This window comes from Methyloglobulus sp. (assembly GCF_964779595.1).
In genome coordinates, this window is record NZ_CBAROL010000004.1 from 1 (window position 1) to 21445 (window position 21445).

Below are 21445 nucleotides of genomic sequence, written 5' to 3' on the forward strand. Positions count from 1 at the left end.
ACTATGTAACACTGACCGATAGGCAATAAAAAAGCCCTGCGATTTCTCGTAAGAGCTTGATTTTCTTGGTGGCGATAGGTGGATTTGAACCACCGACCCCGGGGTTATGAATCCCGTGCTCTAACCAACTGAGCTATATCGCCGAATGCAGGGGTTTGACAAAGAGCCGCGAATTATAGGTTTCACCCTCTATTTTGTCAAACGTTGAATCTGAAATGTACAACATCGCCGTCCTTAACGACATATTCCTTGCCTTCTAAGCGCCACTTACCGGCATCTTTTGCACCTTGTTCGCCCTTATAAGCAATAAAGTCTTGGTAGGAAATAACTTCGGCGCGGATAAAGCCTTTTTCAAAATCGGTGTGGATTACCCCTGCTGATTGAGGAGCAGTAGCACCGACAGGAATAGTCCATGCCCTGACTTCTTTAACCCCAGCGGTGAAGTAAGTGGCTAAGTTTAACAAGCTGTAACCCGCCCTTACGACGCGATTAAGACCAGGTTCTTCCAAGCCTAGATCATCAAGAAATTCCTTTTTTTCATCGTCTTCAAGCTGCGCTATTTCTGACTCTATAGCAGCACAGATTGCTACCACCGTTGCCCCTTCATTATCGGCAAATGCCTGTACCTTATCTAATAAGGGATTGTCGGTAAAGCCGTCATCCTGAACATTGGCTATGTACATGGTGGGTTTTAAGGTTAGCAAGCACAAATCTTTGATGAGGGCTATTTCCTCATCTTCTAAAGCTAATCCTCGTGCGGGCAGTCCGGCATCCAATTGCTGAAAGATGCGGTCTAAGACTTGTTTTTTCGCCAGATCATCTTTGTTGCCGGATTTGGACGCTTTACTTACACGTAGCAACGCTCGTTCCACGGAAGCCATATCGGCCAGCGCCAATTCGGTATTGATGACTTCAATATCTGAAAGCGGGTCGATTTTTCCGGCGACGTGGACGACATTGTCATCCTGGAAGCAGCGGACGACGTGGGCAATAGCATCAGTTTCACGGATATTTGCCAGGAATTGGTTGCCTAAGCCTTCGCCTTTGGATGCGCCAGCGACGAGTCCTGCAATATCGACAAACTCGATGGTAGTAGGAATAATGCGTTCTGGCTTGACAATTTCTGCCAGTTTATCCATCCTGGGGTCAGGTACGGGTACGACACCTACGTTGGGGTCTATAGTGCAAAACGGGTAATTCTCTGCCGCAATTTTTGCTTTGGTGAGTGCGTTAAACAAGGTTGATTTGCCCACATTGGGTAAACCAACAATTCCACAGTAAAGTGCCATAAGTTCTCTTGGAAATGGATAAGGTGTAAAGGTAAAGAATTGCGGATTCTGGTTGAGTCCTTAGCCAGGACTCTCCTGAGATCGTCGATGGACTCAGGATGAACGGTAACGTGTTCAGAGATTCCAGATAATAAGCGGCATTATACAAGTTTCAACAGTAATCTGGGCGATTAATGCAGTAGCTAAGACTAATGCACAGTCATTTTCAGCTTTACGATAAGCTGCCTGTAATCGTCTTCGCTTAGTGCATCATTGGCAATGAAGATGGTGGGTTTATTCTGCATTTGTAGAAATATAAAAGCCGTTGTGACGACAGTTGATTTTAATATTTCTACCGCTTCAAAATCACCGCCCTCGGAAATTTCCCAACTCAGCTTTTCGGTATACCGTATTTTACGTTGTTCAATCTTAAGCTGGGGGAAGTTGATCTTGAAATTTAAGCCGATGAGAGCAGCAAATCCAAGTTTCAGTATAAGTGGCAAGGCATTGGATACACTCGCACCCAACGCGATAAGATGAATAACGATGACTAATCTTTTTAACTTTATTGAAGGCTTGAGTTCGGCGACAAATGCTGCACCGTGTTTTTTTGCGATCAATTGGATGCCCTAAATCTTACGTTTTAAACAGTTCAGATGAATGTTGTCACAGTTTTATAAACATCACCATTGCGACTTGCGAACATTAAAACTACGCCCCTTTAGTTTGCCGTTTCTTAAGCAGGTGAGGCCAGCATTGACACTTTCCCGTTTTATCGCCACGTAAGCATGGTTATCAAAGATGTCGATTTTGCCGACTTCAGTGCCGGAAATCCCTGCATCGCCAGTTAAAGCGCCCAATATATCACCTGGACGTACCTTATCTTTGCGGCCGCCATCTATCCATAAGGTGACCATTGGTGGTTCAAACCTGTCTTCGTGGCTCATTTTAAAAGGCACTACTTCATCCCACTTAGCCGTGGTGTTTTGATACTCTTCAATGGCTTTAACCCTGGGTAGTTCTTGTTGCGTACATAAACTCAGTGCCAAGCCTTTATTTCCGGCGCGGCCTGTGCGCCCAATCCTATGGACGTAGATTTCAGGATCCCACGGCAGTTCATAGTTAACCACTGCCTGCAATTCTTTAATATCCAGGCCACGGGCGGCAACATCGGTCGCCACCAGAATCGAACAACTTTTATTGGAAAAACGCACCAACACCTGATCGCGGTCTTTTTGCTCCAGATCGCCATGCAAAGCTTGGACGGAAAAACCGCTATTTGCCAACTCATTGGCGACATCGTGACAATCTTTTTTGGTATTGCAGAATATGACCGTCGATTCTGGGCGATGATACGATAGCAGATAGCCTAGAGCATCAGTTCTCCGGTTTTTTTCTACTTCATAAAAAAGTTGCTCGATAACATCAGCGTGATGAGCTTCCTCAATGCTGACAGTAACCGGTTTATATTGAAACTTCTGGCTCAGTTCACGAATAGGGTCTGCAAACGTGGCGGAAAACAGCAGGGTTTGCCGATGCGTCGGCGCGTAGGAAATAACCTCGGTAACGGCTTCTTCAAAGCCCATATCCAGCATTCGGTCAGCCTCATCCAGCACCAGCATGTTCAGGTTGCTCAAGCGTAAACTGCGTTTACGCAGATGTTCCTGCAAACGTCCCGGCGTACCGACGACAATGTGAACGCCGTGGCGCAAGGAATCAACTTGTGGTCCGAAAGGCACGCCGCCGCATAAGGCTAAGATCTTGATGTTCTGTGTAAAACGCGCCAGCCTGCGGATTTCTTTGCAGACCTGATCGGCCAGTTCACGGGTAGGACACACCACCATCGCTTGAACCTTAAAACTGCTCAAATCCAAGCGTGATAACATCCCGATACCAAAACAGGCCGTTTTACCGCTGCCAGTTTTGGCTTGTGCAATCACGTCTTTGCCCTCAAGAATGTGCGGCAAACTTTCCGCCTGAATGGAGGTAAGTTGGGTATACCCCAAGGATTCTATATTTTCAAGCAGGGCGGGTTTTAACGGTAGCGACGAAAAGGCGGCAGACTTCACAATGGACTCTATGTATTAACGCGAATACCGACGAACTGTCTGCATTCAATGGCTTATGATACCAGATACTGATATTTTGAGGCGGATAAGGAAAAGCTGACCCAAATATCAGGGCTTCTTTAGGTTCAATAACTGTCAGATTGATGCGGCGCACGTAAATCTTCCGGAGCATCATCTCCAACGGCGCAAGGGGCATTCCCTAGCTATTGCACTGAATACTGTCCAAGGCGGCGTTTACGTTCCAGAGTTTTGTTGACGGCTTGCCGCAAGCAATCCAGCGTGGCTTGTGTGTCTGCGTTTGGTGTAGGGGTTGGCTTGGCATTCATGATTGAGCCTCCTGCTGTAATAGCGCAAAAAATTCGGGATGGAAAATAGTACGTGCAGTGCCTTCCTGCTGAAATACCAGTTCTGGGGCTGTATCGCTATTCATGTAACACTCTATTTGATTAACCTTTGAGGAAAAGACATGCAATAAATTATGTAGGTTGCGGGGAAAACGGCGTATTAACTCAGCTTCAGGGATATTATGTCCACCGTGGGCAACGCGCTCCGCTACCCGTAACCGCGCATTTCGGCACTGGGCAAGGCCAGATAAATTAACTCGACTCGCCAACCTGTAGTTTGTAATCGCTCTATCAGCGTAATATAACTTCGTCCGGCAAGCGTGGTTTCAAAAGCAAAATCCTGGCGAGTGTTAATGCAATCTTCAATCTCATGCAGGAACAAACGGCTGGCGGCCAGTAAATGCTGTTCTGGTGCTAAGGGCGACAAACCAGCAGCGATCAAATCGGCGTTAATAAAGCGACGGCAACCCGCTACTGTCGGCATATACTCCATTGCAAAGGTGGTTTCCTGCGCCGTTAGGGACTACAACTATCAAACAAGCGGGCATCTTACAACAACTCGACTACTCACAAAGCCACTCGTTTAGCGATTTCAATATCTTTGCGTAACAGATCGTTGACTAAAGACTGTAAGCTTTCCTGTTGTGCCAGACCTTTTTCATTTAAGCATTGAATTACATCCTTATCCAAATATATCGGTAATTGAATGTCTTCAGCAGGGATATAAAATTTACCTTGTCCAGCATTGGAAAAATCGTATTCGTCCCTTATCATGCCGCTTTTTCAAAGCTATTCGAAGTAGCAAACCTATATAAAGTTTTCGGTTCGATATCAGCATTGCCGTTTTTGAATTGAAGACATCCCCACTCAGGGTCGATGCAAGCGGAGGGTAAATCTTCAACGCCGACGTGTTTAGCAATCAAGTCAGTTAAATCAACGGCTTTGATTTCGCCGTTTACAAACTCTAATTTAAAGCGATAACCTTCAAGGTATTCAAATTTTTTAAGTTTCATGGTATTTACTCCAACGGGGCAATGGGATGGAAATTTTGGCTATCCCACATTTCCAGCAGTTCATCCTGGTGTAACTCCGCCCATTCCCGAACCAACTGGCGACATTTTTTAGGTACTACACCTTCGATAATATTGAGTTTTTCCAGTTCCATGACAGCTTCAAATTCGCCGTATTTTATATGAATATGGCGGGGTGGATGCTCCCAGTCAATCAAGTACATCCTAATAATAATGCCATAAAAACGGCAGATTTCGGGCATCAGTAATACTCCTTAATACATAGTTTTCATTATTGCCTGCTTTTTTGCAGGGGCGGTGGTGATAGTGGCATCTGTTCGTCTCCTCATTCACCCAAAATCATACGTTCCACTTCGGCCTTGGTATCGGCCAGGGTTTGCGCGGCTTCGGTTTGGAGTTGTTTAGCTTGATTGCGCATACTTGCAATATGGTTTGCTATTTCATTTTGTTTTTCAATGGGCGGCAGAGGAATATGTAGATTGATAATAGCAGTTTCGCTAATATTGGGTTGTGCTCCCCCAACTGAATTTTTGAGAATTAAATTTTGATAGAGGGCAGTATTTAACAAATTCATTAAATAATAAGTATTCATTTTATCTGAGCGTAATATTCCATTCCTTTGGTTTAAAAGAGCTTTAGTGTCTTGCTCAAAGATGCCAACCTTACCAATTGTTGCCCCCGTCATTGCAAAAACTAAATCGTTTTTTTCAATTTTAAATCTATTATATTCATCATAAAAATATGTAGGTAAGAATGTGGAATTTGATAAGTCTATTAGGTTTTTAGAAATATTTTTAATCGTGACTAAATAGCAGCCTAGACTTTCAATGTAATCATCAGAGCTAAAAGCGTATCCAGATAAGAAAGTACATTTTTCTTTTATTTTTAATAAATCATAAGACGAGCTATCAAGTGCAATTTTTACAGCTTTGTCTTGATAATAATTGGAGTCTAACCGACCACCTATCACGGTACTAAACGGCGCAGTAAACATGCGTTTTTCAAGGCTATTGTCCTGCTGCGGCAAAGTAATACCCAACTCCGCCAATAAATACGCATCAATCCCCGCCAAAAGTGATTGGGCTTGTTGTTCTTTTTGTTGCCGCTCGATTAAAGCGGCTTGGTAGATTTGAACGGTGCGCTGCTGTATTTCTAAAGGTGGAACTACAATAGGAACAGGCGACAACTGTTGATAATTGATATTTTTTTGCGCTGATTGTGGCGCTAAATCCTCTAAATAAGTCTTGATAAACTTAAAATACAAATTAATGTATTCAAGAGTTAGCTCATTGGTCTTTGGTGTCATGCCAATCAAGCTGTCGGGGAAACATGCTGGATAATCCAAAATTGTCGTATCCCCAATATTGGCAGCAATGGTGATGACCACGATAGGCTTGCTAAATAATCGGCTGGTTTTTAAACCCAGCTCGTTTAGGGTTTGCGAGTAAGTAATTTGTCCATTGCTTTGACTGGCTCGAACAATATCACCTGTTTGGATAAATGGATATTCACCGCCATAAAATCGGGGTTCATTTCTTGGGCGATGCCCAAAACGTCCCCGTTGCATTTCAATAACTTCTGACAATTTTTTAACTGGATAACGCGTATTATTGACGATGTTTAAGTTATTGACTGAAAAATAATACAGAGGATCAAGGCGACCATCAACATCTGAATGATTAATGAAAAAAATCTTTAAACCATCTTCACGGTTTAATTTAGATGGACTCACGATTTACCTCTTTTACAATAAACCGTGCTAACTCTGTGCTGATGATATCTAGTTCATTTTTCCCTGTTTGCTTACCTGTCGCGTCATAACCTATGTCTTCGGCAATTGCCATAAAAATGGGGTAGTCAGACAAGGCACTTTGTTTTTTGAGTATATAGGCTTCTTCCAAGCGCTCTTTCAGTTCGTTGATTTGCTCGGTGTATTCGGTGCTTTTCTCGGTTTTCCATGCTTTATAAGCATCGGTTTTTTTAAAGGCGGCTGTGTTGCCTTCATAGTTTGCGCCAATCGCTTGGTCAAGGATTGTTTTCTTTTCTTTCTCGATGCGGGCTACTTCTTGGCTGTAGCTGTTCTCAGTCAATAAGTCGGCTTGCAAGCTGAGTTTTTGCTGTTGCAAGGCGTGGGTTTTATCCGCGCTGTATTTACGCAAAAACAACACGCTGCTTTTTACTCCTGCACCCGTGGCAGTAAAAGCCGTTTGCGGCAAACTGACCACGGCGACAATGCGGCACCAGTCTTCAATTTGGTCACGTACGTATTGCAAACTGCTGTTGGTGAGTACGCCGTCGGGGATGACTATCGCCAGATAGCCGCCTGCGTTTAAGAATTGATGGCATTGTTCGATAAACAACACCTCTGTACTTTGGGTGTCACGGTTTTTAACGCCGCTGTTTTTAAGGTCTAACCAAGAGGTGTCTCTTTGCCCAAAAGTATAGGTATCTAAATAAGCTTTTTCGGTGAGTTTAACCGCGCTGCCAAACGGCGGATTGGTGATGATGAAGTCAAAACGCCCGTATTTAAAGCCGTTGTTTTTGGACAGTTCTTGCAGTTTGGTGTCTTTGAGTAAGCCGTCAGCACTAATAACGTTGGTATGTCCATCGTCATGAATAATCATATTCATCTTGGCTGCGCGGCTGATTTGTTCGTTGATTTCTATGCCGTATAAGCGTTTTTCGGCGAAGTCGTGCCAATGTTGCCAATGTTCTTTGCTTTCTGGGTCGTAAAATTCGTTGGCTTCGCGGCGGACTTTTTCCAGGGCGTGCAACAAAAATCCGCCACTGCCACAGGAGGTATCCAAGACCAGTGATTCATGGGTAATCGGCAACACATCAACAATGAATTTTACAATTGGGCGCGGGGTAAAATATTGCCCAAAGCTGCCGCGAAAGAATGAATCCATGAAGGTTTCAAACGCGCGGCCCTTGCTGTCTAAATCGGTTTTGTTCAGGTTGATGTCTTGCAGGTATTCAACAATGGTACGCACCCGTTCGTGGGTAAGGCGGATATTATCGCGGAACACTTCGGGGTCTTTTTTTCGGCCTTCTTCGTAGAGTGCATTAATGCGGATGAATAAGGCTTCGTTGGTTTTTCTTAACGCATCGCGTTGTTTTTCTTCCTCATTTGAACCCTTGCCTTCTTCTTGGATAACTTGAAAATCGTAGGCTTCGCCCTGTTTACGGGCTTTCCGTTCATCCCATATTTTACAAAAAATGAGCTTATCCAATTCATCAAAGGCTTCTGATGGGTTGAGTTGACCGCCAGCCCATAACGCATTGTGTGCTTGCTTAAAGCGGCGGGTCAGTTCGTCCTCAGCGACAACTTGTAAGTCGAAAAATTTTTGCTCACCTTCTTTATGTTTCAGTTTGTCCGCAGCTTTAACAAACTTATAAGGGGCCAATTTATCCACGCCGTAGGGCGGAATATCAGACTCCGGTTTACGGGTGTTTTTACTTTTATCAACTTGAAAATAATCGTTTTTAATCTTGGATGTTACCCAAACCCATTTGACATTATTGGGTAAGGCAAAAGCGTATGAATAGGCTTGATTAATTGATTGGGCGAATTCAGCTTCAGAAACTTCTTGTTGTTTACATTCCACCAAAATATGTGGTTCTAAACAGTCATCATCGTTATAAACGACAATATCTGCTTCTTTTTTACCCGACCCCATCGTCACCATAACAAAATTTTGTACACGGTGTTTGGGATAACCATATTCGAGGATTAAGCGGCAGTAAGCTTCGGACTGCACTTGTTCTTCTGGGTTACTGTATAAGCGGCTTTTCTTTTGCTCGACGTATTCGATACGCTTGCCGTCATCCAGGAGTTTAATTAATCCCTTTTCGATGCCTAGCTGGATGTAGTCAATGGCTTGGTTTTCGTTCATTTATTGTCTTGATGAGGTGTGCTGACACACCATTGCGTTGTTTTCGATTTTGAAATTTGATGTATCAACACTTTTATAGACACAAAGTTGTGTTGATTTTAGCAGTATTTCGCTGTCTATGAACCAATGGAGCGGACTCGATTGATTTATTCGTAGCAATCAACCCATTTATTATTTTAGTTCGATAGGATACGCTGAAAGAAGTGAAGCGCATCATTCGCGGTCGATGCGTCTCGTACCAGAGCCGATCAAACTGGCAAAGGTGGTTTTTTCAGGAAACTTTTGAAACATTTTTTTGGTTGTGTTTAGCGACCAAATCAAAGAACGGTTAAAATTATCAACCTTACCCTGACATTGATGAAGGCAAAAAATGAGTTTTAAAAGCAGTTTAGTAAAAAATTGCAATTAATTGGACACCCAAAATGATGGTCTTATGGGTGGCGAATATGGTGTTCAAGGGCATTGCAGCATTAACCGACTATAGTTTCGACCCCGACGAGCGCAAAGCTTACGTTCAAACGACGCTTTACGGTGAAGCAGAAGCCATTGAGGTTTGGCTGGATGGTTTTGCCATCATTAGCGATGGTGAATCAAACAAATTCATCATTCAACAAGTACAATCGAACAAACCCTGGTTGAATAATATATTCGCCCATATTGCCGGAAAAGCGTGGAAAATTCCTGTGATACCGCAGTTGACGGCTCATATTGAGCTAATCGCCGAGCTTCTAAAAGCCGAAAACCCAGCACAGGAAGATAAAGAACAGGAAGCTATTTAATTGAGGTTGTCCTGCTTAGGCTGAGTGTTTTCCGTCTGAATCTTTTAACCTAAAATTTGGCTAGGGCGAAAGCCCCACTAGTGGGGTTTTGCACTTGTATCTAAATTTTACCGTCCAGACCCATCTGGAAATATTTATGAGTAATCATATCCTGGTTTTCCAGTAGCCAATCGATATCTGGTTGGTTATTCATCGCTTTGTGGATGGCGGTTGCCATGGCTTTGCGGTGAATATCGAATAGGATTTTATGATCCAACGCATCGTCGGTCACTACGCTGGGGTTCAGCCACACAGAGACGATGATGCCTAAATCGTTGGCTTTGTCTTTGGGAATATCACCCGCACGTACTGCATCCAAAACGCCATTGGCGATAGCGGCTTGTACCGTACCCATTAAGATGTTGGTGTAACGGGTATTTTTGACGGTGACTTTACTGACCATCAACGTCACTGGCCTGACCTGGATGTCGGTGTTCAAAATGGCAAACACGCGGGTATGGCCTTGGACTTGTCCAGCGGTCATGCTGGCAATTGCTGTGCCGACAGGGCCGTCAAGTTCGCCGATAATGACTTCCGGTTCGGCTGCTGTGCCGGGCGGGCCGCCAGCGACTAAGGCTTCCCCAGTACGCATAATGATTCTTTCGCTCATGGTGTTTTCCTCTTAAAGGTAAAAATGGTCGGGATTAGTATGTAATGTCATTATGTAGGATATTAGGCTAGCAAGTAAAGCATGTGGTTTTGCCCACCATTTTCATTTCCTTGCTCCTGCCGTGTGGGAACGATGGAAAATAGTTTTACTTTATCGCCCGTAATAAATTTCCACAAAACAGTTCTTTATCGGTTTTAGTTTGCATCCAAAGTTGTTTTATGTGCATTTTATTATCAGGGAAATACGGTCCGGCAGACTTTGCCAAATCTGCCAACGTCACTTTAGGTGAATAGGTGTTAAGAATTAAAAAAGCTTTGGGATTCATCAGCCCGTGCGCGGTTTCTATCAAACTGGACAGATGGTTTTCTAATATCCATTTTTCGCCTTTAGCTCCCAAGCCCCAGGCGGGTGGATCCATGATGATGCCATCGTATTTGTTGCCGCGTTTCAATTCACGCTGGGCAAATTTTAACGCGTCTTCAAGCACCCATTTGATGTCGGAAAGCGAGCTGCGTTCCATATTGCTCTTAGCCCAGGTGAGCATTTGTTTGACCGAATCAACATGTACCACTTCCGCACCATTGGCACGTGCAACCAGCGATGCCGCACCGGTGTAAGCAAATAAATTTAATAGCTTTTGACCAGCATAAACCTGTTCTTGAATAAAACGCCAGTTGGCCTGTTGTTCCGGGAAAAGGCCGACATGTTTGAATTTGGTTAACTTCAAGCCGAAGTTTAATTTGCCATAAGCAATAATCCATTGCTCGGGAGAATGCGCTTTGATGTTTTTCCAGTTACCTTGCGTTGAGGATTGTTCCTCAAATTCCCAATGTGCCATTGCTTGCCATTGGGCGTAAGGCCATCCCGGTTTGTAGTGTGCTTGAAGGTCGGGGCGAATGGTAATGATCTTTCCCCACTGTTCCAGTTTCTTACCGTCGCCTGCATCAAGCAGCTCGTAGTCAGGCCAGGGTAAGCCGTATTCGTGTGATGGTGTTCCGGCAGATGTATTCATGCAGCCATGCTTTTCAGGTGATTGGGTACGAATCCCCAATGTCTATGCTTAGATGATTATTTTTGTTGGGGCTCGAATCTCACCCACAACCTATTATTTTAGCGGGGTAGAGCTAGTCACCAACAAGCCATTAATTAATTCAAGATCATTTTGAGTGAGGTCGCTGGTTGTTTGCTTTAGTTTGATGGTGTTAATCAGGTAATCATAACGGGCGCGGGACAAGTCGCGTTTGGCGCGGTAGACGTTACGTTGTTCGCCGAGTACATCAACCATGGTGCGTATGCCGACTTCAAATCCGGCTTCGGAGGCTTCCAAGGCACTGGACGCTGATGTTACCGTTGCATTGAGGGCTTCTATGCGGCTGATGTTGGTCATTATGCTGCGGTAGGTGTTATTGACTTGGCGTTTTACCGAGCGTTTGACAGCGGTCAAATTTTCTTTGGCGGCTTCATATTCAAAGCTGGCTTGCCGGGTCCTGGAATTGACTGCGCCGCCTTCAAATAAAGGCACATTCAATTGCACGCCTATACTTTGGTTATCACCGCGTGGCCCGAACGCAGAGCCATTTTCTGATACGCCGTAAGCGCCAACCAAGTCCAGTTTAGGTAAATGGCCGCTGCGTTGTATGTCGATGTCTTTGTGTGCTACTTCCATTTGGTTGAAGGCGGCAATAATGCTCAGGTTATTGGTTTCTGCGGTTTCGCCCCATTTTGACATATTGTCTGGCACAGGTTTTTTTAGGGGCAGGGTTTCACCTAGGGAACTTACCAATGCTTCACTGTCGCCGATAATCTCCCTTAAGGCTTCTTTTTGGTTGTCCAGGTTGTTGGCGGCTTCAAGTTCATTGGCAGTGGTCTGGTCGAAAGCGGCCTGTGCTTCGTAGACATCGGTGATGGGAATGATGCCTACTTCATAGCGTCCCTTGGCTTGTTCAAGCTGCTTTGCAATCGCCTGTTTTTCCGATACCGTGAATTGCAGGTTATCCTGGGCTGACAGCACATTAAAATAAGCTTCGGTCGTCCTCACCATCAGCTTCTGTAACTCGGCCTGATATTCTGCCTCAGCCTGGGCAATTTGATTATCGGACTGGCTTAATTGCACCCAATGATCCCAGTGGAACAGCGGTTGGGTTAAATTAACGCTGAAAGTATGGTTCCAATACTCCTGATTGGAAGGAAATAAATTGTTTAGATTTGATATTCTATTATGTCGCCATTCCCTGCCTGATGCCCCTGTGGCGGCTACAGTAGGAAAAAACCGTGCAAGTCCCTGGTTCCTGCTTTCCCGGGCAGTCGATTGTTTGGCTTCGGCTTGCTTGACAATCGGATCGTTTTGCAAGGCACGTTCGTAAATGTCCATTAAATTCTCCGCCCGTAGCAAGGCGGGAACGCTTATCAACAGCACGGCAATCAGGTTGGTTAATCTTTGTCTCATAAGATATTTGGTAGGTGTAAAGTTAAGGAATTTCTGAATAAGTTGATTGCGTTCATGGTTCGACAGGCCCACCACGAACGCAATCAACCCGTTACCGTTCGTCCTGAGCCTGTCGAAGGAAGCCTGTCGAAGGAAGCCTGTTGAAGAACTTAATCAGAAATTCCTTAATTTTACCAGCCTGTGCATTACTCATTTTCCCTTGTAAGTGGTAGTATTTTGCAGGTTTTTTCTCACGGCTTTCACTATAACGCATGAAACTTCTATTTAAAATTTTCTTTTTGTCATCCTTAACGATTTCCTTGAGTGCTTGTTCCAGTATGGGTAAGGGCATGGTTGAAGCCTTTTTTGAAAAACAGGATGCCGTGGACACCCGTGTTTGTGAAATTTGGGGCAAAGCCTTTGATGGGCTTGCGCCGTTTCTGGACAATAGGCATGGCAAGATGAAAGTCCTGATGGTGCATGGTGTGGGCGATCACCTGCCAGGATATTCTACGCAATTTGTCGAAAAGTTAGCCGCAGAACTGGATTTACCCGTGATGTCCGCCCTGAAAAAGAATATCCCTTTAACCAGTAATCACGATACTAGCAAAAACCTTGGTAATTTAAGCGTTGTCAGGTTGCTGAGTAAAGACAGAAGCAAGGAGCTGATGTTCTATGAATTAACGTGGTCTGCTATTACTGCTGAGAAGAAAGAAGTGTTAGCTTATGATAATTCAGGAGAATATGCTTTTCGCCGAGCAGAAATAAACAACCTGATGAAACAATTCTCCAATAGCACAGGGCCTGATCCGATCATTTATTTGGGGGAGAGCCGGGACGATATTTTAGTCTCTTTTGGGCAAGCATTTTGCTGGATGATTAAAAGCGATTGGCAAACTATTTCCGAGGGCAAAGCCCAAGTTTGTTCCTTTAATGATGATGGATTGATTAAAAATTTGGTTGTCGATCAGTACGCCTTTGTATCGCACAGCCTTGGGAGTCGCATTACTATCGACGGCTTACAGCGTATAGCGACGCGGATTGATAGGCGCGATGTTGATTTTAAGGAAGCTTTAAAGCATAAAAAACTGCCTATTTACATGATGTCCAATCAATTACCCCTATTGCAATTAGGCGAAAAAATGCCGGAAGTAAGTAATCAAAAGCCATCTTATTGTTTACCAGGCGGGGATAAATACGAACAGCGCATACTGGCAAATACCCCGATCATTGCTTTTAGCGATCCGAACGATCTATTAAGTTACGCTATCCCACAAGGATTCGTGGAGAAATACCTAGATTCCAGATTGTGTACTGAGGTGACCAATATCAACATCAACGTAGCAAAAATCATCAATGCCTTCAATTTTGGTAAGGTCGCAAATCCTTTGGAAGCGCATGTTGGTTATGGTACAGATGATCGCGTTATTGCTTTGATCGCCAAGGGAATTGGTAACATCAGAGCATCTAAAATGGTTAATGAACGCTGTCGTTGGGTGGAGACGATTGATTGAGACGATTGATCGAGAATCACGCTACTCTTAAATCTTTCATTTAGCTTCCAAGCTTGCCAGGTCGATAACAAACCGATACTTAACATCACTTTTCAATATGCGCTCGTAGGCTTGGTTTATCCTTTGTATTGGGATGATTTCTATATCTGAGACGATATTATGTTCGGCACAAAAATCCAGCATTTCCTGGGTTTCTTTTAGACCGCCGATTAGCGATCCGGCAATTTGGCGACGTTTAAAAATTAGGTTGCCGATTGCAGGGGAGGGGTGTGGTTGATCGGGTACACCGACCAAACATAAAGTGCCATCGCGTTTGAGCAGTTCAGTAAAGCTGTCTAAATTGTGGGCAGCAGCGACCGTATTCAAGATGAAATCAAAACTGAGCCGATGTTGTTGCATGGCTTCGGTATCTTTGGAAATGACGACTTCATGTGCGCCTAGCCTGATAGCATCGTCCACTTTGCTTGCCGAGGTGGTAAATAGCACAACATGCGCCCCCATTGCACGGGCGAATTTAACGCCCATGTGTCCAAGCCCACCTAAGCCCACAATGCCAACTTTATCGCCCTTGCCGACTTGCCAATGGTTTAACGGCGAGTAGGTGGTAATGCCCGCACATAACAGCGGCGCGGCTGCAGCGGCATCTAGCTTATCGGAAATATGCAGTACGAAATGTTGATTGACGACGATCTGGGAAGAATAGCCGCCGTAGGTATTGCCACCTGAGATATTATCGGCTGAGTTGTAGGTAAAGGTTGCCGAATTACAGAATTGTTCCAGATTATCGGCACAATCCGAACATACACCGCAGGAATCCACCAGACAGCCTATGCCGACCGTCTCGCCAACGCTAAATCCAGTAACTTGATTGCCTATTGCGGTTACTTTGCCAACTATCTCATGACCAGGAATCATAGGAAAATTGGCATTACCCCATTCATTTCGTACCTGATGAATATCAGAATGGCACACGCCGCAAAACAGGATTTCAATTTGAACGTCATTTGCACCTGGGTTTCTGCGCTCAAAACTGTATGGTACTAACGGTGAATGGTTGTTATGCGCGGCGTAACCGTGGGTCTTTAGCATGGGAAGCTCCTGTCGTGTTTTGGTAACTATATCAGCAATTTTTATTTTATATGATGGTTGTTCACTATCAGTAAAATGTAGCCTAAAGTTAATGTCTACGTGTAATTTTAATTACTTATACACTCTCAAATTACGTTAAAATGGCAATCCTTACTCGCTTTTATAGGTTTTGTGTATGTTTAGCAAACTATTTCCTATCGCATTAATTACGTGTTTACTAACCGCTTGTGCGACCAGTCCCACTGGCAGAAGTCAGTTCATCTTTATGCCTGACACGCAAATCAATCAGATGGGTTTGCAGGCCTTTGATACCTTAAAAAGAGATAAAAAACTCAGCTATAACAATCAGTACAATCAGGCAACGACCTGTATAGCTAACGCCATTACGCAGGTTGTGGGTGGTAACTGGGAAGTCGTGGTCTTTGAAGACAACAGCCCTAATGCGTTTGCACTGCCTGGCAATAAAATTGGCGTACATACCGGAATGCTACAATTAGTCGATAATCAGGAACAACTGGCTGCTGTTATTGGTCATGAGATTGGTCATGTTCAGGCTAAACACAGTAATGAACGGGCTTCGCAAGAAATGGCGATGAGCCAAGGCCTGAACGTATTGCAAGCGATGACCATGCCAACATCTGCCTTGGGTCAACTTGGCTTTGGATTATTGGGCGTTGGTGCAGAATACGGCGTTCTTAAACCGTATGGACGTACGCAGGAAAGCGAAGCCGATATTATTGGTGTGGATTTGATGGCGAAAGCGGGGTTTGATCCTAGGCAAAGCATCGGATTGTGGCAGAAGATGGAGCAAGCCACGCAAGGTAAACAGTCGGTCGAATTTATGTCTACCCACCCTTCCCATGCCACTCGCATTCAAAATCTGGAGCAGCACATGCCGCAAGCGATGGGTTTATTTCAACAAGCGCAAGCTATGGGCAAGCAACCGCGCTGTATTTGAGCATGAACCCAGGTTTAGCACTTTGCCATCCCTATCCTTTTGAAAAACTGGCGCAACTTAAGCAAGGTATTATTGCGCCAGAACACAAAGCGCATATCAGCTTATCCATTGGTGAGCCAACACATCCAATTCCAGCATTTATTCAGGATGCGCTCTTTGAACACATAAAAGGACTTGGTACTTACCCAACCACCAAAGGCATTCCCTTATTAAGGCAGGCGATTGCCGATTGGTTGAGTTTTCGTTTCAAAATCCCACATGAGGCGATTGATCCCGAATCCCAGGTTTTGCCCGTAAGTGGCACACGCGAAGCCTTGTTTTCGATAGCACAATGCATGGTTGATGTTTCAGCAAAGCCCATCGTCATCATGCCCAACCCCTTTTATCAGATTTATGAAGGTGCGGCTTTATTGGCAGGTGCGGAACCTTATTTCCTGAATACGGTAGAAGCAAATGGTTATCTGCCGGATTTTGATTCCGTACCCGAAGACGTATGGCAACGCTGCCAGTTGATTTATATTTGCTCGCCGGGCAATCCCAGTGGTGCGGTTATGCCTCAAGCCAGTCAGGAAAAACTGGTTCAGCTGGCTGAAAAATACGGTTTCATCATCGCCTCGGATGAATGCTACAGCGAACTTTATGATGACGAAGACAATCCGCCAGTCGGCTTGTTACAAACCGCTTACGAAATGGGCAATACGACATTTAATCGTTGCTTAGTTTTCCATAGCTTATCTAAACGCTCCAATGCACCGGGGTTACGTTCTGGCTTTGTTGCGGGCGATGCGAAAATTTTACAATCTTATTTTCAATACCGTACCTATCAAGGCTGTGCGATGCCTTTGCCAACTCAACACGCCAGTATTCATGCTTGGCAGGATGAGGCACATGTCATCGAAAATCGCCAATTGTACCGTGCCAAATTTGCCGCCTTTATCGACATACTTAGCAATGTCTGCGATGTTAGCAAACCTGAAGCTAGCTTTTATATATGGCTAAAAACAAACTTGTCTAACGACCTACAAGGTCAGGGAAAGTACAGTAAGTTGCCTGGAGCAACTGCCGATACCGAATTCGCCCAACAACTTTTTGCCAAAGAAAACATTACAGTTTTGCCCGGCAGTTACTTATCCCGCGAATTCGCTAATATTAACCCCGGTCAAAATTACGTTCGTATAGCATTAGTCCCGCCATTGGCTGACTGTATCGAAGCCGCACATCGAATCAAAAATTTCATAACCACCTTAAACTAAAAGTAATAACCATGACTGAACTAGAAAACACCATCAACAATGCCTTTGAACAACGCGCCGACATCACTCCAGCAAATGCCACAGCGGAAGTACGCAATGCCGTCAACGAAGCACTAAACTTGCTCGACACCGGCAAAGCCCGTGTTGCCGAAAAAATCAATGGCGACTGGGTGACGAACCAATGGCTGAAAAAAGCCGTGCTATTGTCCTTCCGCATCAACGAAAATCGCCTGATGGACGGGGGCAACACCCGTTATTACGATAAGGTCGAGTGTAAATTCTCCAACTATTCTGAAGAAGACTTCGCCAAGGCTGGCGTACGCGTCGTACCCAATGCTGTCGCACGTCGCGGCTCGTACATTGCACCGGGCGCAATCCTGATGCCATCTTACGTCAATATAGGTGCTTATGTAGACAGCGGCACGATGGTTGACACCTGGGTAACGGTGGGTTCTTGCGCCCAAATCGGTAAAAATGTCCATCTTTCCGGCGGCGTCGGTATCGGCGGTGTGCTAGAACCTTTACAAGCGGGCCCGACCATTATCGGCGACAATTGCTTCATCGGCGCACGTTCCGAAGTCGTAGAAGGTGTTATTGTTGAAGACGGCTGCGTTATCTCGATGGGCGTTTATATTGGTCAAAGCACTAAAATATACAACCGCATGACCGGCGAAGTCAGCTATGGACGCATCCCGGCCGGATCGGTTGTCGTCTCCGGCAACCTGCCTTCATCCGATGGCAAATACAGCCTGTATTGTGCGGTGATCATCAAGCAAGTCGATGAACGAACACGTAGCAAAACAGGCATTAATGAGTTGTTGCGGGATTAGAAAGCAATTGATGCTCTTTGCATTCTGTTAATCACGAGATTGTATTGGGAAATTGATATGGCAAGTTATATTTGGAAACCAATCGAACCTCTATCGGACGAAGATCGCGAAATTGATCTTGCCTCAATGCACTCACTCTATGATTCCTGGCGTGCATTTAAAAATCGCCTACAAGATTCAAGTGAAGGTAGTTTTCGTGACTTTAATCAGAGACTTGTCCGTAGATTGAGTGTGGAAACGGGAATCTTGGAAAGATTGTATGATCTTGATAGAGGTACTACAGAAGCATTGATAGCAACCGGATTTGTAGAAGAGATCGTTTCCCGTTCAAGCACAGACATAGAGCCATCAAGGCTAATTGATATTCTTCGAGATCAGGAAGCTGCTATTCAACTTGTTATAGATTGCATTGCTAAAAACCGTCCCCTTACAAAGTCCGTTATTCATGAATTACACGTCATTATCACGGGGCATCAAGAAACAACAATAGCAATTGATCAATTTGGAAAACAGTTTGAAATTTCGCTTTTAAAGGGTAAATTTAAAGAGCATCCAAATAATCCAAAACGTCCTGATGGAGCTACTCATGAATATTGTCCGCCAGTTCATGTCGAGTCAGAGATGGACAATTTACTCAACTGGCTCAATGAATATGGGTCAGAGGATCCGATTATTGTTTCCGCATGGTTTCATCACAGGTTTACACAAATCCACCCTTATCAAGACGGTAATGGCCGCTTGGCGAGAACACTTACTACTCTTGTTCTATTGCGAGCACAATTATTACCGTTAGTAATAGATAGAGACCTTCGCATCGAATACATTTCTGCTCTTGAACTTGCTGACGCAAACAATCTTTCTTCATTAGCTTCATTATTTGCACGTTTAGAGCGTTCTGCTATCTTACAAGCGTTAAGCATTGATGCAGATGCTGAGATTTACGAACAAAAAAATCTCACGTCAGCAGTAATAGCTGGTTTAGCGGACAAGTTCGGAAAACGTCGTTTAGCAAAATACACAGAGCTTCGAGAAGTCAATAATGTTGCAATAAAACTTCGATCAAAAGCGCGTTATTCGCTTCAAGAAGCGTTTACTGAGCTTAAGAATGTAATCTCTGGAATAGCTGAAGCCGACATATTTGTTGGTGAAGGCGGTCAAGATAAAGGAAATTCCCATTGGTATAAATATGAACTCATTGCTTCTGCTAATGAAACTGGAAAATTCATCAATTTCTCAGAAGATCACTATTTTGTAAAAGCAACTATTCGCGCTAATCGTGAACGACTTGTATTTATTACATCTTTTCATCACATTGGCCGAGAGCTATCTGGGATTATGGAAGTAACAGCCTTTGCAACATTGGAATCCTTTGAGGATTCTGACGACAGACAATCTGTGAAAGAAAACTTCTTTGTATGTTCGCTTGAACCATTTGTGATTACCAATAAGACAAATGCTGATGATGTTATAGCTGCCTTTACTCGCTGGGTAGATACAGCTCTAGCGGTGGCTGTAAAAGAATATGGCGATCGTTTGTAACAAAAGCAAGTGCAATAAGTATAACTAAATCTCTTTAACTTTAACCATGAGCATACCATGAGCGAAAACATATCCAACAATGCCATCATTTACGCGACCCTTGCCCTTAACAGCGAAATCGCTCTCCAACAAGAGTATTTAGAATCAAGCGAGGTTCCCGAAGATGAGCGGGAAAATGAGGAGGAAATTCTTGAAGACTTACAGCAAGCCTTTATGGAATTCGTCGATCTGTATAAAATCCGCTGCAAATCCGACAAAGAACTGCCTGATATTGATGAATTGCTGAACAGCCAGTTGTAATTATGCCTGTGCTTTATGGCATAAAAAACTGCGATACCGTTAAAAAAGCGCGGTTGTGGCTAGACAGCAACGGTATCGCATATCAGTTCTACGATTACCGTGTCGATGGATTAGCGTCGGAACAGCTTCAACATTTTGCTGCTGATTTGGGCTGGGAAACCATGCTTAACCGCAGCAGCACCAGTTGGCGGCAACTGAGTACCGAGCAACAAGCTAATCTCACGGAAGAAAAAGCTTTGCAGCTTATGTTGGACACCCCTACCTTGATTAAACGACCGATTTTAAATACCGGCAGTGAACTCTTGATCGGTTTTAAACCAGAAATCTACCAAGCCAAGTTAACATGAGCAACACCCTGGAACTCCTCAACGACCTTATCCGCCGTCCTTCCGTCACACCCAAGGATGAAGGCTGTCAAGATGTGCTGACAGATCGCCTCAAGCCATTAGGTTTTAGCGAAGAACGACTTGATTTTGTCGATACGCAAAATCTCTGGCTACGTAAAGGAACTGCAAAACCGTTGTTCGTATTTTTGGGACATACGGATGTTGTACCGACTGGCCCTTTGGATGCCTGGGTTTCGCCGCCGTTTGAACCAACTATCCGCGATGGCAAACTCTATGGGCGCGGTGCTGCCGACATGAAAGGCGGTATTGCAGCCTTCGTAACCGCTGTTGAACGCTTCGTTGCCAATCATCCTCATCATCAAGGATCAATTGCGGTAATGATGACCAGCGATGAAGAAGGCATAGCCACCAATGGCGTTGTTAAAGTCGTGGAAATTTTGGAAGCCCGACACGAAAAAATAGACTGGTGTTTAGTCGGTGAGCCGTCCAGTGACAAAAAAATCGGCGATGTAATTCGCGTAGGACGACGTGGTTCTCTATGTGCCAAACTAACGATCCAAGGCATTCAAGGTCATGTCGCTTATCCTGAACTTGCCAATAATCCCATCCATAATTTTGCTCCTGCGTTAAAGGAATTAACGGAAGAAGTTTGGGATCAAGGCAATCACAACTTCCCACCAACCAGCTTGCAAGTCTCCAATATTCATTCAGGTACGGGGGCGGAGAACATCATCCCCGGCAACGTGGAAGTACAATTTAATCTACGTTTTTCCACGGAATTAGATGAACACATCATCAAAAAACGCACTCACGCTATTCTGGATAAACACGGATTTAGCTATGATATGCAATGGCGCTTGTCCGGCAATCCCTTCCTTACTAAACGTGGCGAACTGATTGAAGCCGCCCATGCTGCTATCAAAACCATCAATGGCTATGAAACCAAAGACGACACGGGCGGCGGCACCTCAGACGGTCGCTTTATCGCACCAACTGGCGCACAAGTCATCGAGCTGGGGCCATTGAACGAAAGCATCCATAAAATCAACGAACATATAGCCGTGAATGATCTTGAAGTGCTGTCAGCTATCTACGAACAAATCCTGATTAATTTACTAGCTAACTAATAAAGCTAACACAATCAATAATCTAGA

Annotated in this window: 25 protein-coding genes and 1 tRNA gene; 9 read left to right on the top strand and 17 right to left on the bottom strand. The window is 44.4% G+C overall.

Features of this window, described 5'->3' with window-relative positions; translation table 11 throughout:
* Nucleotides 1-66: 66 nt before the first annotated feature.
* The 12 genes from AC1YY3_RS02790 to AC1YY3_RS02845 all read right to left on the bottom strand — a co-directional run bounded on the left by AC1YY3_RS02790 (nucleotide 67) and on the right by AC1YY3_RS02845 (nucleotide 8608).
* Nucleotides 67-143 (bottom strand) — tRNA-Met (locus AC1YY3_RS02790).
* Nucleotides 144-197: 54 nt separating this feature from the next.
* Nucleotides 198-1289 carry a redox-regulated ATPase YchF gene (gene ychF, locus AC1YY3_RS02795; RefSeq protein ID WP_481825007.1) on the bottom strand — a complete coding sequence of 364 codons (1092 nt, stop codon included), beginning with the start codon at nucleotides 1287-1289 and terminating at the stop codon, nucleotides 198-200.
* A gap of 188 nt (nucleotides 1290-1477) precedes the next feature.
* A complete protein-coding gene (locus AC1YY3_RS02800) occupies nucleotides 1478-1888 on the bottom strand; it encodes a protein YgfX (protein WP_481825008.1) in 411 nt (136 codons plus the stop codon).
* Between the two features lie 63 nt (nucleotides 1889-1951).
* Nucleotides 1952-3337 carry an ATP-dependent RNA helicase DbpA gene (gene dbpA / locus AC1YY3_RS02805; RefSeq protein WP_481825009.1) on the bottom strand — a complete coding sequence of 462 codons (1386 nt, stop codon included), beginning with the start codon at nucleotides 3335-3337 and terminating at the stop codon, nucleotides 1952-1954.
* The gene (locus AC1YY3_RS02810) at nucleotides 3288-3509 is read right to left on the bottom strand and encodes a hypothetical protein (RefSeq protein ID WP_481825010.1); all 222 of its coding nucleotides are present in this window, start codon (nucleotides 3507-3509) and stop codon (nucleotides 3288-3290) included. Before AC1YY3_RS02810 ends, dbpA begins: the two co-directional genes overlap by 50 nt.
* A gap of 31 nt (nucleotides 3510-3540) precedes the next feature.
* On the bottom strand, nucleotides 3541-3663 hold the full coding sequence (locus AC1YY3_RS02815) for a hypothetical protein (protein ID WP_481825011.1): 123 nt from the start codon (nucleotides 3661-3663) through the stop codon (nucleotides 3541-3543).
* A 226-nt stretch (nucleotides 3664-3889) separates the two neighbouring features.
* A complete protein-coding gene (locus tag AC1YY3_RS02820) occupies nucleotides 3890-4165 on the bottom strand; it encodes a hypothetical protein (RefSeq protein ID WP_481825012.1) in 276 nt (91 codons plus the stop codon).
* 83 nt (nucleotides 4166-4248) lie between these two features.
* On the bottom strand, nucleotides 4249-4455 hold the full coding sequence (locus AC1YY3_RS02825; protein WP_481825013.1) for a hypothetical protein: 207 nt from the start codon (nucleotides 4453-4455) through the stop codon (nucleotides 4249-4251).
* Entirely contained in the window at nucleotides 4452-4694 is a 243-nt protein-coding gene (locus tag AC1YY3_RS02830; protein WP_481825014.1) for a DUF2442 domain-containing protein, read from the bottom strand. Before AC1YY3_RS02830 ends, AC1YY3_RS02825 begins: the two co-directional genes overlap by 4 nt.
* 5 nt (nucleotides 4695-4699) lie before the next feature.
* Nucleotides 4700-4954, bottom strand: coding sequence for a DUF4160 domain-containing protein (locus AC1YY3_RS02835; protein ID WP_481825015.1), 255 nt, complete (start codon nucleotides 4952-4954; stop codon nucleotides 4700-4702).
* Between the two features lie 83 nt (nucleotides 4955-5037).
* Entirely contained in the window at nucleotides 5038-6444 is a 1407-nt protein-coding gene (locus tag AC1YY3_RS02840) for a restriction endonuclease subunit S (RefSeq protein ID WP_482194298.1), read from the bottom strand.
* On the bottom strand, nucleotides 6431-8608 hold the full coding sequence (locus tag AC1YY3_RS02845; protein WP_481822949.1) for a type I restriction-modification system subunit M: 2178 nt from the start codon (nucleotides 8606-8608) through the stop codon (nucleotides 6431-6433). Before AC1YY3_RS02845 ends, AC1YY3_RS02840 begins: the two co-directional genes overlap by 14 nt.
* A 422-nt stretch (nucleotides 8609-9030) precedes the next feature.
* Between AC1YY3_RS02845 and AC1YY3_RS02850 the strand changes: the two genes are divergently transcribed.
* Complete coding sequence (locus AC1YY3_RS02850; RefSeq protein ID WP_481822950.1) at nucleotides 9031-9387, top strand: hypothetical protein; 357 nt, start codon at nucleotides 9031-9033, stop codon at nucleotides 9385-9387.
* 100 nt (nucleotides 9388-9487) lie between these two features.
* Here AC1YY3_RS02850 and fae read toward each other — a convergent pair whose 3' ends face one another.
* The 4 genes from fae to AC1YY3_RS02870 form a co-directional block, all read right to left on the bottom strand.
* The gene (gene fae / locus AC1YY3_RS02855; RefSeq protein WP_481822951.1) at nucleotides 9488-10036 is read right to left on the bottom strand and encodes a formaldehyde-activating enzyme; all 549 of its coding nucleotides are present in this window, start codon (nucleotides 10034-10036) and stop codon (nucleotides 9488-9490) included.
* A 145-nt stretch (nucleotides 10037-10181) separates the two neighbouring features.
* Complete coding sequence (locus AC1YY3_RS02860; RefSeq protein ID WP_482194299.1) at nucleotides 10182-11048, bottom strand: class I SAM-dependent methyltransferase; 867 nt, start codon at nucleotides 11046-11048, stop codon at nucleotides 10182-10184.
* 93 nt (nucleotides 11049-11141) lie between these two features.
* Nucleotides 11142-12482 (bottom strand): TolC family outer membrane protein, encoded by a 1341-nt coding sequence (locus AC1YY3_RS02865; protein ID WP_481822953.1) that lies wholly within the window; start codon nucleotides 12480-12482, stop codon nucleotides 11142-11144.
* 91 nt (nucleotides 12483-12573) lie between these two features.
* Nucleotides 12574-12813 (bottom strand): hypothetical protein, encoded by a 240-nt coding sequence (locus tag AC1YY3_RS02870; RefSeq protein WP_481823051.1) that lies wholly within the window; start codon nucleotides 12811-12813, stop codon nucleotides 12574-12576.
* Here AC1YY3_RS02870 and AC1YY3_RS02875 point away from each other — a divergent pair.
* A complete protein-coding gene (locus tag AC1YY3_RS02875) occupies nucleotides 12734-13975 on the top strand; it encodes a hypothetical protein (protein ID WP_481822954.1) in 1242 nt (413 codons plus the stop codon). The two genes, AC1YY3_RS02870 and AC1YY3_RS02875, sit on opposite strands and share 80 nt — an antisense overlap.
* A 36-nt stretch (nucleotides 13976-14011) precedes the next feature.
* On the opposite strand, the gene AC1YY3_RS02880 is transcribed toward AC1YY3_RS02875, so the two are convergent.
* Complete coding sequence (locus tag AC1YY3_RS02880) at nucleotides 14012-15064, bottom strand: NAD(P)-dependent alcohol dehydrogenase (protein ID WP_481822955.1); 1053 nt, start codon at nucleotides 15062-15064, stop codon at nucleotides 14012-14014.
* A 175-nt stretch (nucleotides 15065-15239) separates the two neighbouring features.
* Between AC1YY3_RS02880 and AC1YY3_RS02885 the strand changes: the two genes are divergently transcribed.
* The 7 genes from AC1YY3_RS02885 to dapE are packed head-to-tail and all read left to right on the top strand — an operon-like array spanning nucleotide 15240 to nucleotide 21418.
* Nucleotides 15240-16022, top strand: a complete 783-nt coding sequence (locus AC1YY3_RS02885) for a M48 family metallopeptidase (RefSeq protein ID WP_481822956.1) — start codon at nucleotides 15240-15242, stop codon at nucleotides 16020-16022.
* 2 nt (nucleotides 16023-16024) lie between these two features.
* Entirely contained in the window at nucleotides 16025-17275 is a 1251-nt protein-coding gene (gene dapC / locus AC1YY3_RS02890) for a succinyldiaminopimelate transaminase (protein WP_481822957.1), read from the top strand.
* A gap of 11 nt (nucleotides 17276-17286) precedes the next feature.
* Nucleotides 17287-18105, top strand: a complete 819-nt coding sequence (dapD, locus tag AC1YY3_RS02895; RefSeq protein ID WP_481822958.1) for a 2,3,4,5-tetrahydropyridine-2,6-dicarboxylate N-succinyltransferase — start codon at nucleotides 17287-17289, stop codon at nucleotides 18103-18105.
* Nucleotides 18106-18162: 57 nt separating this feature from the next.
* Nucleotides 18163-19644 (top strand): Fic family protein, encoded by a 1482-nt coding sequence (locus tag AC1YY3_RS02900; protein ID WP_481822959.1) that lies wholly within the window; start codon nucleotides 18163-18165, stop codon nucleotides 19642-19644.
* 57 nt (nucleotides 19645-19701) lie between these two features.
* Nucleotides 19702-19944, top strand: a complete 243-nt coding sequence (locus tag AC1YY3_RS02905; protein WP_481822960.1) for a hypothetical protein — start codon at nucleotides 19702-19704, stop codon at nucleotides 19942-19944.
* Nucleotides 19945-19946: 2 nt separating this feature from the next.
* Nucleotides 19947-20291 (top strand): ArsC family reductase, encoded by a 345-nt coding sequence (locus AC1YY3_RS02910; protein WP_481822961.1) that lies wholly within the window; start codon nucleotides 19947-19949, stop codon nucleotides 20289-20291.
* The gene (gene dapE / locus AC1YY3_RS02915; protein WP_481822962.1) at nucleotides 20288-21418 is read left to right on the top strand and encodes a succinyl-diaminopimelate desuccinylase; all 1131 of its coding nucleotides are present in this window, start codon (nucleotides 20288-20290) and stop codon (nucleotides 21416-21418) included. Before AC1YY3_RS02910 ends, dapE begins: the two co-directional genes overlap by 4 nt.
* The last annotated feature ends 27 nt before the right edge of the window (nucleotides 21419-21445 follow it).

What these genes read in the sequence shown, in the direction of transcription:
- ychF (WP_481825007.1), bottom strand. Translation starts at nt 1,289, where the DNA reads ATGGCACTTTACTGTGGAATTGTTGGTTTACCCAATGTGGGCAAATCA.
- AC1YY3_RS02810 (WP_481825010.1), bottom strand. Translation starts at nt 3,509, where the DNA reads ATGCTCCGGAAGATTTACGTGCGCCGCATCAATCTGACAGTTATTGAA.
- AC1YY3_RS02815 (WP_481825011.1), bottom strand. Translation starts at nt 3,663, where the DNA reads ATGAATGCCAAGCCAACCCCTACACCAAACGCAGACACACAAGCCACG.
- AC1YY3_RS02820 (WP_481825012.1), bottom strand. Translation starts at nt 4,165, where the DNA reads ATGCCGACAGTAGCGGGTTGCCGTCGCTTTATTAACGCCGATTTGATC.
- AC1YY3_RS02825 (WP_481825013.1), bottom strand. Translation starts at nt 4,455, where the DNA reads ATGATAAGGGACGAATACGATTTTTCCAATGCTGGACAAGGTAAATTT.
- AC1YY3_RS02830 (WP_481825014.1), bottom strand. Translation starts at nt 4,694, where the DNA reads ATGAAACTTAAAAAATTTGAATACCTTGAAGGTTATCGCTTTAAATTA.
- AC1YY3_RS02835 (WP_481825015.1), bottom strand. Translation starts at nt 4,954, where the DNA reads ATGCCCGAAATCTGCCGTTTTTATGGCATTATTATTAGGATGTACTTG.
- AC1YY3_RS02845 (WP_481822949.1), bottom strand. Translation starts at nt 8,608, where the DNA reads ATGAACGAAAACCAAGCCATTGACTACATCCAGCTAGGCATCGAAAAG.
- AC1YY3_RS02850 (WP_481822950.1), top strand. Translation starts at nt 9,031, where the DNA reads ATGATGGTCTTATGGGTGGCGAATATGGTGTTCAAGGGCATTGCAGCA.
- fae (WP_481822951.1), bottom strand. Translation starts at nt 10,036, where the DNA reads ATGAGCGAAAGAATCATTATGCGTACTGGGGAAGCCTTAGTCGCTGGC.
- AC1YY3_RS02860 (WP_482194299.1), bottom strand. Translation starts at nt 11,048, where the DNA reads ATGAATACATCTGCCGGAACACCATCACACGAATACGGCTTACCCTGG.
- AC1YY3_RS02865 (WP_481822953.1), bottom strand. Translation starts at nt 12,482, where the DNA reads ATGAGACAAAGATTAACCAACCTGATTGCCGTGCTGTTGATAAGCGTT.
- AC1YY3_RS02875 (WP_481822954.1), top strand. Translation starts at nt 12,734, where the DNA reads ATGAAACTTCTATTTAAAATTTTCTTTTTGTCATCCTTAACGATTTCC.
- AC1YY3_RS02870 (WP_481823051.1), bottom strand. Translation starts at nt 12,813, where the DNA reads ATGCCCTTACCCATACTGGAACAAGCACTCAAGGAAATCGTTAAGGAT.
- AC1YY3_RS02880 (WP_481822955.1), bottom strand. Translation starts at nt 15,064, where the DNA reads ATGCTAAAGACCCACGGTTACGCCGCGCATAACAACCATTCACCGTTA.
- AC1YY3_RS02885 (WP_481822956.1), top strand. Translation starts at nt 15,240, where the DNA reads ATGTTTAGCAAACTATTTCCTATCGCATTAATTACGTGTTTACTAACC.
- dapC (WP_481822957.1), top strand. Translation starts at nt 16,025, where the DNA reads ATGAACCCAGGTTTAGCACTTTGCCATCCCTATCCTTTTGAAAAACTG.
- dapD (WP_481822958.1), top strand. Translation starts at nt 17,287, where the DNA reads ATGACTGAACTAGAAAACACCATCAACAATGCCTTTGAACAACGCGCC.
- AC1YY3_RS02900 (WP_481822959.1), top strand. Translation starts at nt 18,163, where the DNA reads ATGGCAAGTTATATTTGGAAACCAATCGAACCTCTATCGGACGAAGAT.
- AC1YY3_RS02905 (WP_481822960.1), top strand. Translation starts at nt 19,702, where the DNA reads ATGAGCGAAAACATATCCAACAATGCCATCATTTACGCGACCCTTGCC.
- AC1YY3_RS02910 (WP_481822961.1), top strand. Translation starts at nt 19,947, where the DNA reads ATGCCTGTGCTTTATGGCATAAAAAACTGCGATACCGTTAAAAAAGCG.
- dapE (WP_481822962.1), top strand. Translation starts at nt 20,288, where the DNA reads ATGAGCAACACCCTGGAACTCCTCAACGACCTTATCCGCCGTCCTTCC.